This is a genomic window from Streptomyces sp. NPDC055078, assembly GCF_053607985.1.
This window is the reverse complement of sequence record NZ_JBSGUP010000204.1, coordinates 1-12,152: the sequence shown is the minus strand read 5'-3', so window position 1 is coordinate 12,152 and position 12,152 is coordinate 1. Positions and strand designations below refer to the sequence as shown.

The following is a 12,152-nucleotide window of genomic DNA, read 5'->3' as shown; positions in this document are numbered from 1 at the left end:
GGCGGGTACGGATACCCGCTGGATCAGCGGGCGTAGTACTCGACGACGAGCTGCTCGTCGCAGATCACGGGGACTTCCTTGCGCTGCGGGTCACGGTCCAGGCGGAACGCCAGGGCCTTCAGGTTGACCTGGAGGTAGCGCGGGGTCTCGCCGTCGGCGGCGAAGCCACCCTCGCGGGCGACCAGGAACAGGTTCTTCTCGCGCGAGCGCTCGCGGACCATCACGACGTCGTCGGGACGGACGCGGAACGACGGCTTGTCGACCTTGCCGCCGTTGACCTCGATGTGGCCGTGGACGACCATCTGACGGGCCTGGTAGATGGTGCGGGCGATGCCCGAACGCAGCACCAGGGCGTCGAGGCGGCGCTCCAGCTCGATGACCAGCGCTTCGCCGGTCTTGCCCTCGGCCTTGCGGGCGCGGTCGTAGGCACGGACCATCTGGCGCTCGCTGATGTCGTACTGGGCGCGCAGGCGCTGCTTCTCCAGCAGACGGACCTTGTAGTCCGAGTTCTGCTTGCGGCCGCGGCCGTGCTCACCCGGGGGGTACGGGCGGGCTTCGAAGTACTTGACGGCCTTCGGCGTCAGCGCGATACCGAGCGCACGCGACTTCTTGACCTTGGGACGCGACTGGTTAGGCACGTTCTCCAGACCTCCGTTGTAGGTTAGGTTAGGCTCACCTTACTCAAGGAGATCGTATGTCTCACCCTGGGAACACCAAACGCGTCACGGACAGCACAAAGAACGTCGACGCTGCTCAGAAGAGCGCCGAAACGACGGAGGTCCGATCAGCTCATGGTCAGCCGCGTCCCAGCGGGCTTGAAATCGATCGGATGCCGTCAGCAGCCGAACGCACACGAACTCTCGTACAGAATACATGCTCCGGCGTACTGCTCGTTCCGGGCGTGGACGCCGTCCGGCCGGAGCAGCTGAGCCCGCAGGCCCGGGTGGTGGGGCCCGACGGCGAGGTGTTCCTGCTGTTCCCCGCGGACTCCCCCGCCGTACGGGCGGCCACCCACGCCCAGGACGACGAGCTGCGCGCCGTACTGGAGATCACGGATGTCGCGCCGGTCTCCGTGCCCCACCGTATCCGCGGCCGTGCCTGGGTCTCGGGCTGGCTCACCTGTGTCCCCGGACTGGCCGAACCCGGAGCGATGATGCTCCGGCTCGAAGTCGGCGAGCTGTACGTCGACGATCTGTGGGGCGCCCTGGCCGTCGAGCCCGAGGACTTCGCCCGCGCCGCGGTCGACCCGCTCGTGGCCCACGAGGCGGAGCTGCTCCAGCATCTGCACTCGGCCCACGGCGAGCAGTTGCAGGAACTGTGCGGGCTGCTCGGCGAGCGCACGGGCGGCGCCGACGCGTCGCCGAGCCGCGCGGTGCCGCTGGCGCTGGACCGGTTCGGCCTGCGGGTGCGGTTCGTCGGTCACTCCTGCTTCGACGCGCGCTTCGACTTCCCCGAGCCGGTACGGGACGTCACCGAGCTGCGCCGGGCGATGCACACCCTCTTCGAGGCCGCCGCGCACTGACGCCGGGCCGCGCACACACCACGACGACCCGCCGCGCACCACGGCGCCGGGCCGCGCCGGACGCCGGCGCCCCGGGCCGGGTCGGCCACGTCCCGTCTGCCCGGCGGGCGCCCCGGCGGGCCCCGGCGCGGGCTAGTCTCCGCGCAGCCGCTCGCGGACCTTCTCGACCACGTCCGCGTACCGCGCCTCCGCGCCGTACCGCGTCGGCTCGTAGTACCGCTTGCCGTGCACCTTGTCCGGTGCGTACTGCTGGGCGGCGATCCCGCCGGGCACATCGTGCGGATACACATATCCCCGGGCGTGGCCCAGCTTTTCCGCGCCCTTGTAATGGCCGTCGCGCAGATGCGGCGGAACCGGGCCGGCGAGGCCGGCCCGCACATCGGCGAGGGCGGCGCCGATGGCGGTCGTCGCGGTGTTCGACTTGGGGGCGAGCGCGAGCGCGATGGTGGCATGGCTGAGGGTGAGCGCGGCCTCCGGGAAGCCGATCAGCGCGACGGCCTGGGCGGCGGCGACCGCCGTGGGCAGCGCGGTGGGATCGGCGAGCCCGATGTCCTCGCTCGCCGAGATCATCAGCCGGCGCGCGATGAACCGGGGGTCCTCCCCCGCCTCGATCATGCGGGCCAGATAGTGCAGCGCCGCGTCCACGTCGGAGCCTCGGATCGACTTGATCAGGGCGCTGGCCACGTCGTAGTGCTGATCGCCGTCGCGGTCGTAGGCCACCGCGGCGCGGTCGACCGTCTCCTCGACGGTCGTCAGCGAGATCTCCTCCTCGCCCTTGTCGAGCGCGGCACCCGCCGCGGCCTCCAGGGCGGTCAGAGCCCTGCGGGCGTCGCCGCCCGCGACCCGCAGCAGATGGGCTTCGGCGTCCGGGGGCAGGGTGAGCGCGCCGCCGAGCCCTCGCTCATCGGTGAGCGCGCGCCGCAGCAGCCCCTGGAGATCGCCGTCGGTCAGCGACTCCAGAGTCAGCAGCAGGGAGCGGGAGAGCAGCGGGGAGATCACCGAGAAGTACGGATTCTCGGTGGTGGCGGCGATCAGTGTCACCCAGCGGTTCTCCACGGCGGGCAGCAGGGAGTCCTGCTGTGCCTTGGAGAAACGGTGGATCTCGTCGAGGAAGAGGACGGTCTCCTTGCCGAAGCCGCCCGCCGCCCGCCGCGCGCCCTCGATGACCGCGCGGACCTCCTTGACGCCCGCGGTGATCGCGGACAGCTCGACAAAGCGCTTGTCGGTCGCCTGGGAGACGACATACGCCAGTGTCGTCTTGCCGGTCCCGGGCGGCCCCCACAGAACGACCGACGAGGGTCCGGCCCGACCGCCGCCGTCACCGACGAGGCGGCGCAGCGGCGAGCCCGGCTTGAGCAGATGCTGCTGGCCGAGGACTTCATCGAGGTCGCGCGGACGCATCCGGACGGCCAGGGGACTGCTGGACGGGTCCTTCTCCTGGCGGTCTTCGGCGGCGGCGGTAAAGAGGTCGGGCTCCACGCGAAGAGCCTATGCCAGGGCACTGACAGTGCCGCCGGGAGCCGGCCGAGTGCCGTCGCCGGGAGCGGGAGCGCCGGGTCCCGGAGGACCGGCCGGCCGGCTCAGCCAGGCCGTACGCGGGCTCGGACGGCCCGGACCGTACGCGGGCTCAGCCCAGGCCGTACGCGGGCCCGGCCCAGGCCGTACGCGGGCCCGGCCCAGGCCGTACGCGGGCCCGGCCCAGGCCGTACGCGGGCCCGGCCCACCCGGACCGTACGCCGGCTCAGCTGGTCCAGAAGTCCCACCAGCGCGTGAGGATCAGCATCCCGATGACGCCGATCCACAGCACGGGCGGCAGCCAGTGGAACTCCAGCAGTCCGTTGCGCAGGCCATCGGGCACCTTGATGATCCGGTGCTTGATGTTGTGCACGGTGACGTAGCAGAACATCACGATCGTGGCGACCCAGGCGAGCGAGCACCACAGGCACAGGGAATTGATGTTGTACAGCGACTGGTACATCAGCCAGGTGCAGAACCCGACACCGAACACACAGCCCGCGTTCAGCCCCAGCCAGAACCACTGCCGGTAGCGGGCGCCCGCCAGCAGACCGGCGCCGATCGCGATCACCATCGAATAGGCGGCCAGACCCAGCATCGGGTTCGGGAACCCGAACGCCGCCGCCTGCTCGCTCTTCATGATGTTGCCGCAGGAGACCACCGGGTTGAGGCTGCACCCCGGGGTGAAGGAGGGGTCCTCCAGCAGCTTGAACTTGTCGATCGTGATGATCCAGGACGCCAGCAGACCGGCGGCGCCCGTGATGACCAGCAGCCAGGCGAAGGGCCGTCCGGCACCGATCCCGCCTGTCCCCGGAGGGTCCGTGCGCTCGTCCGAGGTCACGTCGTCCACCGCTGCTGTCGCCATGTCGATATCGCCCGATTCCTCACTCGTGGCCTGCTGGGGCACGGTTCATTCTGCCGCACCGGGGCCGGTGTCAACCGTTCGGTGGACATAAGGATGTACGCACGGTCGTTCCCCCGAAAGGCGGGCCCGACCAGGCTGAACGGCATGACAGAACTGGCGGTCAAGGTACGTGGACTTCGCAAACGCTATGGCGGGAAGAGCGCGGTGGACGGCCTGGACCTGGGCATTCGCAGGGGCGAGGTCTTCGGGATCCTCGGGCCCAACGGGGCGGGCAAGAGCACGACGGTCGAGATCCTCCAGGGTCACCGCACCCGGGACGCGGGCGAGGTGAGCGTCCTGGGCGCGGACCCCGCGACCGGGGACCGGCGGTGGCGGTCCCGGATCGGCATCGTTTGGCAGGATGAATCCGCGCCCGCCGAGTTGACGGTCCGGGAGACCGTCACCCATTTCGCCCACTACTACCCGCGGCCTCGCGACCCCGAGGAGGTCATCGGCCTGGTGGGTCTGGAGCAGAAGGCGGACGACCGCGTCAAGGCGCTCTCCGGTGGCCAGCGGCGGCGGCTCGATGTGGCACTGGGCGTGATCGGGGGACCCGAACTGCTGCTGCTCGACGAGCCCACGACCGGTTTCGACCCGGCCGCCCGGCGGGGTTTCTGGGAGCTGATCCGGCAGCTCGCCGCCGAGGGCACCACCATCGTCCTGACCACGCACTATCTGGAGGAGGCCGAGGTGCTGGCGCACCGGCTCGCGGTGGTCGCGACCGGGACCGTGGTCGCCGAGGGCACTCCTGAGGGACTGCGCGGGGAGTACGCGGCCGATGCCACCGTCACCTGGACCGAACCGGGCGGCGCCCGGCGCAGCGAACGGACCGCCGCGCCCACCCGTACCGTCGCCGCCCTGATGAACCGCTTCGGCGGCGAGATCCCCGGTCTGGTGATCAGCAGACCCACCCTGGAGGACGTCTATCTCCGCCTGACGGGACAGGAGACCCCGCGATGACCACTGTGACGGACACCGGACCGGCCACCGCCCGGGACCAGCGGCTCCCCGGCGTCGGCGTCCTCGGGCTCCGGCGGGGCGCCCTGGAGCTGAAGACCTTCTTCCGCCAGCGCGAGCAGGCCGTCTTCACCTTCGCCTTCCCGATCGTCTTCCTCTTCCTGTTCGCGTCGATCTTCACCGGCGATGTGGAGGGCGCGGGCATCACCGCCTCCCAGCTCTATGTGCCCGCGATGATCGCCGCGGGCATCATGGCGATCAGCTTCCAGTCGCTCGGTATGTCGATCGCCATCGAGCGGGACGAGAAGCAGCTGCGCCGGCTGCGCGGCACGCCGATGCCGCCCGCCGCGTACTTTCTCGGCAAGGTGTGGCTGGTCCTGGTCACCGGGGTGGTGGAGACGGCGCTGCTGCTGGCGGTCGGCAAGATCTTCTACGATGTGGATCTGCCCGCGACCCCGGAGAAGTGGCTCACCTTCGGCTGGATCTTCGCGCTGGGGCTGACCGGGTGCGCGCTGCTCGGCATCGCCATCAGCAGTGTGCCCAGGTCCGGCCAGAGCGCGAGTTCCGTGGTCATCCTGCCGTTTCTGGTGCTCCAGTTCATCTCCGGCGTGTACATCGCGATCGACACCATCCCCGACTGGATGCTGAACATCGGCGCGCTGTTCCCGCTGAAGTGGATGTGCCAGGGTCTTCGCGGAGTGTTTCTGCCCCAGTCCGCGGCCGTCCTGGAACAGACCGGAGGGTGGGAGTACGGCCGTATCGCCCTGGTACTGGGGGCCTGGTGCATCGGAGGACTGGTGCTGTGTCTGGCGACCTTCCGCTGGAAGAGCCGTCGCGACGGCTGATGGAGCGGACGACCACGGCCCGGGAGCCGGACATCTGGTCCGGCGACCCGCGGCCCTGGGACGCGTACTTCGGGCTGGTCTGGGTGCTGACCCCGGCCTTCGCCCTCGGCGGCTCCGGGCTCGGCGGCACCGCCCGGGGCATCGCGGCCGTGCTCTTCGTCCTGCTGCTGCCCTGGTATGTGTGGGCCGGGCGGCCCGAGCTGATCACGGACGGTGCGGACCGGCGGCGCTCGCTGCGCTATGTGACGGGGCTGCTGCTGCTCTTCCTCCCGTCGGCGGTCCTGGTCGACGAGATGCGGATCGCGGTCTTCGCGATCGTCCCCCAGTGCTTCATGCTGCTGCCCATGCGGCCCGCGCTGGCCGCCGTGGCGGTGGTCAATGTCGTACCGGTGGGGGGCTGGGCACTGCTGCTGCGGCCCGAGGGCACGGGGCTCGTCGCTCCGCTGGTGTCCAGTCTGATCTCCCTGCTGTTCTCGGTGGTCTTCGGCAGCTGGATCATCCGCATCATCGCGCAGAGCAAGGAACGGGCCGATCTGATCGCCGAGCTGGAGGCGAGCCGGGAGGAGGTCGGACGGCTGTCGGCGGCCCATGGCGCGCTCGCGGAACGGGAGCGGATGTCCCGCGAGATCCATGACACCCTCGCCCAGGGGTTCACCAGCCTGCTGATGCTCGTCCAGGTGGTGGACGCCGAAGTGGAACGCGATCTGCCGGCCGCCCGCCGCCATCTGCGGCTGATGGCCGACACCGCCCGGCAGAACCTCGCCGAGGCCCGTGCCCTGGTCGTCGGCGGCACCCCCGCCGACCTCGACGGCAGCTCACTGCCGGACGCCCTGCGCAGACTGGCGAAGCGCCATGTCTCCCCGGCCGAAGTCGAGGTCGGGGGCACTGCCCGCCCGCTGTCCCCCGCCCTGGAGGTGGTCGCGCTGCGGGCCTGCCAGGAGGCCCTCGCGAACGCCGCGAAGCACGCGGGCCCCGGAGCGCCGGTGTCCATCGCCCTCGACTACTCCGACACCGCCCTGCGGCTCTCGGTGCACGACACGGGCCGCGGCTTCGACGACTCCCTGCCGCTGCCGGGGTACGGGCTGCGCGGACTGCGCGCCCGCGCCGCGGAGGTGGGCGGCAGCGCCGAGGTGCGCAGCCGGCCCGGCTCCGGCACTACGGTCTCCGTACGGCTGCCGTTCCCGAGGCCGCCCGGAGCGGAGAGAGGTGCCGAGTGATCCGCGTGCTGCTGGCCGACGATCATCCCGTCGTACGGGAGGGTCTGCGCGGCATGCTGGGTGCCGAGCCCGATCTGACGGTGGTGGGCGAGGCGTCGAGCGGCCCGCGGGCGGAGGCGCTCAGTGCCGAACTGCGCCCGGACATCGTGCTGATGGATCTGCGGATGCCGGGGGGCGGCGGAGTCGAGTCGATCGACCGGATGCGGGCGGCCGGGCTGCCGTGCCGGGTGATCGTGCTGACGACGTACGAGACGGACGGTGACATCCTGCGCGCGGTCGAGGCGGGCGCAGCGGGCTATCTGCTCAAGGACCTGGCGCGGGGCGAACTCGCCGACGCGATCCGGGCGGCGGCGCGCGGTGAGACGGTGCTCGCGCCGTCGGTGGCCGCGCGGCTGGTGGACCAGCTCCGCAGCCAGCCGGAACGGCCCCGGCTGTCGGAGCGGGAGACGGCGGTGCTGCGGCTGGTGGCGGAGGGGTGCACCAACGCGGAGATCGGGCGGCGGCTGTTCATCGGGGAGTCGACGGTGAAGACGCATCTGCTGCGGGTCTTCGCCAAACTGGGCGTGGACGACCGGACGGCGGCGGTGACGCACGCGATGCGGCGGGGCCTGCTGTAGACGCGCGGGCCGTCGGAAACGTTCGCCCGCACGGCCCCGGACGAGGCCGGTGCCGGTGCCGTGCGGGTTCCCTCGATGGCGTCAGCCCAGGCGCTTGCGGAGTTCCCCGGTGACATCCGACAGCGGGACCGGGTTCTGCTCGCCCGACTCCATGTCCTTGACCTGGACGAGACCCTCGGCGAGATCGCGCTCACCGGCGACGATCGTGTAGCGCGCGCCGCTGCGGTTGGCCGCCTTCATCGCACCCTTGAGGCCCCGGCCGCCGTACGCGAAGTCCGCCGCGACGCCCGCCCGGCGGAGCTGGGTGACGACGCCGAAGAGCACCCGCCGTGCCTCCTCGCCGAGCGGTACCGCGAACACGCTGGTGGACGGCGGGAGGTCCAGTGCGATGCCCTCCGCCTCCAGCGCCAGGACCGTACGGTCGACGCCGAGCGCCCAGCCCACCGACGGCAGCGCGGGGCCGCCGATCATCTCGGAGAGGCCGTCGTACCGGCCGCCGCCGCCCACCGCGGACTGGGAGCCCAGTCCGTCGTGGACGAACTCGAAGGTCGTGCGCGTGTAGTAGTCCAGCCCGCGCACCAGCTTCTCATCGTCCTCGAAGGAGACGCTCTCCTCGGACAGCAGCTCGCGGACCTCCTTGTGGTACGCACGGCAGGCGTCGCACAGATAGTCGCCGAGCACCGGGGCGCCCACCAGCTGCTTCCTGACGTCGGCGCGCTTGTCGTCCAGGACGCGCAGGGGGTTCAGTTCGACCCGGCCGCGGGTCTCGTCGTCCAGGTCGAGCCCGCGCAGAAAGGTCTGGAGCGCCTCGCGGTAACGGGGCCGGCACTCCTTGTCGCCCAGGGAGTTGAGCAGGATACGGAAGTCCCGCAGGCCCAGCGAGCGGTACGCCTGGTCGGCGAGGATGATCAGCTCGGCGTCCAGCGCCGGGTCCTCCGCGCCGATCGCCTCGGCGCCGACCTGGGAGAAGTGCCGGTAGCGGCCCTTCTGCGGGCGTTCGTAGCGGTAGTACGAGCCCGAGTACCAGAGCTTGACGGGCAGGGCGCCCTGCTTGTGGAGACTGGCCTCCAGGGCCGCGCGCAGCACGGAGGCGGTGCCCTCGGGGCGCAGGGCCAGCTCGTCGCCGCCCTTGGTGGTGAGGGTGTACATCTCCTTGGTCACGATGTCGGTGGACTCGCCGACACCGCGGGCGAACAGTTCGGCGTTCTCGAAGCCGGGGGTCTCGACATAGCCGTATCCGGAGTTCCGCAGCGGCGCGGCGATGGCCTCGCGTACGGCCAGGAACACCGCGGAGTCGGGCGGCAGGAGGTCATACGTGCCCTTGGGGGCCTGAAAGGTGCTCACAGAACTCTCTCGTCACATTCCTCGTCGGGGAGCTTCGGTGCTCCCGGGACCGGCGGCCACGTCCTTGAGGAAGGGGTTCGTGGCGCGCTCGCGGCCGATGGTCGTCTGGGGACCGTGCCCCGACAGCACCACGGTCGAGTCGTCGAGCGGCAGGCACACACGGGCCAGCGATTCGAGCAGTTCGGCGTGGTCGCCACCGGGCAGGTCGGTGCGTCCGACGGAGCCGGCGAAGAGCAGATCGCCCGAGAAGAAGACCGGAGGAACATCCTCCGCCTCGGGCATCCGGAACGTCACCGACCCCTTGGTATGGCCGGGCGCATGCGACACGGTCAGCTCCAGACCGGCCAGCTTCAGCCGCGCGCCGTCCGTCAGCTCATGCACATCGGACGGTTCCCCCACCGTCAGCTCGCCCATGAGCTGAGCGCCGAAGGAGCGGCCCAGCGCCTTCTCCGGGTCGCTCATCATGTACCGGTCGGCGGGGTGGATCCACGCGGGTACGTCGTGCGCGCCGCAGACCGGGACGACCGAGGCGACATGATCGATATGGCCGTGGGTGAGCACGACGGCGACCGGCTTCAGCCGGTGCCGGGCGACCGCGTCGGCGACGCCCTCGGTGGCCTCGTGGCCCGGGTCGATGATCACGCACTCCTCGCCCGCGGCGGGGGCGACCAGATAACAATTGGTCCCCCAGGCCCCGGCGGGGAACCCGGCAATAAGCACGATCGTCCTCGTTGTGGTCGCGGAGAGAATGTCGCGCTGCTTTCGTGCATCGAATTGCAGCAGTTCAGAGCCTACCGGCGCTGCTCCCCGCACAGCCAACCCGTATACGGTACGGGCACACTCGATCAGTCAGCACACGCGGCGTACAGGAATGAGGGAGAAGACCCGGTGGTCACCAGCGATCAGCGGCGGCGGCAGCTCGCCAGGGAGAAGTTCGAGCGCCAGCAGCAGCGTCGGGCGCAGTCCCGACAGAGGAAGCAGCGGAACACGGTCATCGCGGCGGCGCTGGTGGTGATCCTCGCCGCGGGCGCGGCGGCCTACGCCTCCGTCGGGCTGTCCGACGGGGACGAGGACAAGGGCCGCGACAAGGCCGCGGGCGCGTCACCGAGCGCTCCCCCGTCCGAGGTCAAGAGCCCCGAGCCGACCTTGTCGATCGACAAGAAGGCGAAGTACACGATGGCTCTCACCACGGACCGGGGCACGGTGAAGATCGCCATGGACGCGGCGAAGACACCGCGCACCGTGAACTCCTTCAATGCCCTGGCCGGCAAGGGCTTCTTCGACGGTACGAAGTGTCACCGGCTGACGACGGAGGGCATCTTCGTCCTCCAGTGCGGCGACCCCAAGGGCGACGGCACGGGCGGCCCCGGCTATGAGATCCCCGACGAGAATCTGACCGCGCTGGGCAAGCCGGGCGCGGACGGCGCGGTGACGTTCCCGGCCGGAAGCGTGGCGATGGCCAATACCGGCCAGCCGAACACCGGCGGCAGCCAGTTCTTCCTCGTCTACAAGGACACCAAACTGCCCCCCAGCTACACGCCGTTCGGAAAGATGGACGCCGCGGGGCTCAAGGCGGTACAGGACGTGGCGAAGGCGGGTGTCACGGGGGGAGCGAAGGACGGTCCCCCGAAGCAGGCCGTCACGGTCCAGAAGGCGGTCGTCGCCAAGGGGTGATCCACAGTGCGGGCGGGGGAATTTCGGCCGCGCTGAGTGCGGACAGGCGGGCGACCGGTCGCCTAGATTGGCGTTGTGCAGGGCGGGCGCTGCCCGCCCCAGGAAACTGTGGACGATGCCCGGGGGCCAGACCCTTCGGCGGGTATCAGGTGGAGGAGGCGCTGTGAGCAGCGACCCGTGGGGCCGTGTCGACGAGACGGGCACCGTGTACGTGCGTACAGCCGACGGCGAGCAGGTCGTCGGATCGTGGCAGGCCGGTACTCCCGAGGAGGCCCTGGCCTATTTCGAGCGCAAGTACGAGGGCCTGGTGGTCGAGATCGGCCTCCTCGAACGGCGGGTGAAGACCACCGACCTGTCGGCGAAGGACGCCCAGACCGCCATCGACCATCTGCGGCAGCAGGTGGTCGAGCACCACGCGGTGGGGGACCTCGACGCGCTGGCCAAGCGGCTGGACGCGCTGGTCGCCGCGGTCGACAAGCGCCGCGAGGAGCGCAAGGCACAGCGGGCGAAGCAGAACGACGAGGCGCGGCAGGCCAAGGAGAAGCTGGTCACCGAGGCGGAGGAGCTGGCGCAGAGCGAGCAGTGGCGGTCGGCCGGGGAGCGGCTGCGGGCGCTGGTGGACACCTGGAAGGGTCTGCCCCGGCTGGACCGCAAGTCGGACGACGAGCTGTGGCACCGGTTCTCGCACGCGCGCTCGGCGTTCTCCAAGCGGCGCAAGGCGCACTTCGCGTCGCTGGACGCGCAGCGCGAGGAGGCCCGTAAGGCCAAGGAGAAGCTGGTCACCGAGGCCGAGTCGCTCTCCTCTTCCACCGACTGGGGTGTCACGGCCGCCCGCTACCGCGAGCTGATGGCGGACTGGAAGGCGGCGGGCCGCGCGCAGCGCGAGGCCGAGGACGATCTGTGGAACCGGTTCCGGGGTGCGCAGGACGTCTTCTTCGCGGCGCGCAGCGGGGTCTTCGCGGAGCGGGACGCCGAGCAGGCGGAGAACCTGAAACTCAAGGAGGAACTGGCCGCCGAGGCGGAGAAGCTCGTACCGGTGACCGACCTCAGGACTGCCCGTGCCGCCTTCCGCTCCCTCAACGAGCGCTGGGAGGCCATCGGCCATGTGCCGCGCGACGCCCGCCCCCGCGTCGAGGGCCGGATGCATACCGTGGAGCGCGCCCTCCAGGAGTCCGAGGAGAACGAGTGGCGCCGTACCAACCCGGAGGCACGTGCGCGGGCGGCGGGGCTGACCGGGCAGCTCCAGGCGGCCGTGGACAAGCTCCGCGGCCAGATCGACACGGCGCGCGCGGCGGGCAACAACGCGAAGGCGGACAAGCTCGCGAAGGAGCTTGAGGGCCGGCAGGCGCTGCTGGACCAGGCGCTGAAGGGTTTGCAGGAGTTCGGGGGGTAGTGCGGGCGGGCGCCGCCGCGCCGTCGTTCGTGAAGGGCCCCGTACTCCGCGTGCGGGGTCCTTTCGCGTACGGGGCGTACGGTCCTCCTTGCCGACCCTGGGGCCACGTGGCCCCAGGGTCCGTCCTCAATCGCCGGACAGGCTGATTTTGCGCACCCGGGCAC

General features: G+C 70.8%; 12 protein-coding genes. 7 read left to right on the top strand and 5 right to left on the bottom strand.

Translation table 11 applies throughout. The features are described 5' to 3' along the window. Window positions 1-23 precede the first annotated feature (23 nt). Window positions 24-638: a 30S ribosomal protein S4 gene (gene rpsD, locus ACWF94_RS18800; protein WP_453489116.1), complete on the bottom strand. Its 615-nt coding sequence runs from the start codon at window positions 636-638 to the stop codon at window positions 24-26. Window positions 639-829: 191 nt separating this feature from the next. Here rpsD and ACWF94_RS18795 point away from each other — a divergent pair, with 191 nt between their 5' ends. Beyond that, on the top strand, window positions 830-1,522 hold the full coding sequence (locus tag ACWF94_RS18795) for a DUF2470 domain-containing protein (RefSeq protein WP_453489113.1): 693 nt from the start codon (window positions 830-832) through the stop codon (window positions 1,520-1,522). A 132-nt stretch (window positions 1,523-1,654) separates the two neighbouring features. Here ACWF94_RS18795 and ACWF94_RS18790 read toward each other — a convergent pair whose 3' ends face one another. Further along, a complete protein-coding gene (locus ACWF94_RS18790; RefSeq protein WP_453489110.1) occupies window positions 1,655-3,001 on the bottom strand; it encodes a replication-associated recombination protein A in 1,347 nt (448 codons plus the stop codon). A 262-nt stretch (window positions 3,002-3,263) separates the two neighbouring features. Next, entirely contained in the window at window positions 3,264-3,902 is a 639-nt protein-coding gene (locus ACWF94_RS18785; RefSeq protein WP_453489119.1) for a vitamin K epoxide reductase family protein, read from the bottom strand. A 144-nt stretch (window positions 3,903-4,046) separates the two neighbouring features. Between ACWF94_RS18785 and ACWF94_RS18780 the strand changes: the two genes are divergently transcribed. From ACWF94_RS18780 to ACWF94_RS18765, 4 genes are read left to right on the top strand one after another with little or no spacing between them, the layout of a single operon-like run. Further along, the gene (locus ACWF94_RS18780) at window positions 4,047-4,901 is read left to right on the top strand and encodes an ABC transporter ATP-binding protein (protein WP_453489107.1); all 855 of its coding nucleotides are present in this window, start codon (window positions 4,047-4,049) and stop codon (window positions 4,899-4,901) included. Continuing rightward, window positions 4,898-5,743, top strand: a complete 846-nt coding sequence (locus tag ACWF94_RS18775) for an ABC transporter permease (protein WP_453489104.1) — start codon at window positions 4,898-4,900, stop codon at window positions 5,741-5,743. The genes ACWF94_RS18780 and ACWF94_RS18775 overlap by 4 nt, the downstream gene beginning before the upstream one ends. Continuing rightward, entirely contained in the window at window positions 5,701-6,960 is a 1,260-nt protein-coding gene (locus tag ACWF94_RS18770) for a sensor histidine kinase (protein ID WP_453489101.1), read from the top strand. The genes ACWF94_RS18775 and ACWF94_RS18770 overlap by 43 nt, the downstream gene beginning before the upstream one ends. Then, window positions 6,957-7,577 (top strand): response regulator, encoded by a 621-nt coding sequence (locus ACWF94_RS18765; RefSeq protein WP_453489098.1) that lies wholly within the window; start codon window positions 6,957-6,959, stop codon window positions 7,575-7,577. The genes ACWF94_RS18770 and ACWF94_RS18765 overlap by 4 nt, the downstream gene beginning before the upstream one ends. A gap of 81 nt (window positions 7,578-7,658) precedes the next feature. On the opposite strand, the gene hisS is transcribed toward ACWF94_RS18765, so the two are convergent. Further along, a complete protein-coding gene (gene hisS / locus ACWF94_RS18760; RefSeq protein WP_453489095.1) occupies window positions 7,659-8,921 on the bottom strand; it encodes a histidine--tRNA ligase in 1,263 nt (420 codons plus the stop codon). A gap of 12 nt (window positions 8,922-8,933) precedes the next feature. Then, the gene (locus ACWF94_RS18755; RefSeq protein ID WP_453489092.1) at window positions 8,934-9,641 is read right to left on the bottom strand and encodes an MBL fold metallo-hydrolase; all 708 of its coding nucleotides are present in this window, start codon (window positions 9,639-9,641) and stop codon (window positions 8,934-8,936) included. 168 nt (window positions 9,642-9,809) lie between these two features. On the opposite strand from ACWF94_RS18755, the gene ACWF94_RS18750 reads away from it, so the two are divergent. Beyond that, window positions 9,810-10,595 carry a peptidylprolyl isomerase gene (locus ACWF94_RS18750; RefSeq protein ID WP_453489089.1) on the top strand — a complete coding sequence of 262 codons (786 nt, stop codon included), beginning with the start codon at window positions 9,810-9,812 and terminating at the stop codon, window positions 10,593-10,595. A 163-nt stretch (window positions 10,596-10,758) separates the two neighbouring features. Further along, window positions 10,759-11,988: a DUF349 domain-containing protein gene (locus ACWF94_RS18745; protein ID WP_453489087.1), complete on the top strand. Its 1,230-nt coding sequence runs from the start codon at window positions 10,759-10,761 to the stop codon at window positions 11,986-11,988. Window positions 11,989-12,152 lie beyond the last annotated feature (164 nt).

What these genes read in the sequence shown, in the direction of transcription:
- ACWF94_RS18780 (WP_453489107.1), top strand. Translation starts at nt 4,047, where the DNA reads ATGACAGAACTGGCGGTCAAGGTACGTGGACTTCGCAAACGCTATGGC.
- ACWF94_RS18785 (WP_453489119.1), bottom strand. Translation starts at nt 3,902, where the DNA reads ATGGCGACAGCAGCGGTGGACGACGTGACCTCGGACGAGCGCACGGAC.
- ACWF94_RS18795 (WP_453489113.1), top strand. Translation starts at nt 830, where the DNA reads ATGCCGTCAGCAGCCGAACGCACACGAACTCTCGTACAGAATACATGC.
- ACWF94_RS18775 (WP_453489104.1), top strand. Translation starts at nt 4,898, where the DNA reads ATGACCACTGTGACGGACACCGGACCGGCCACCGCCCGGGACCAGCGG.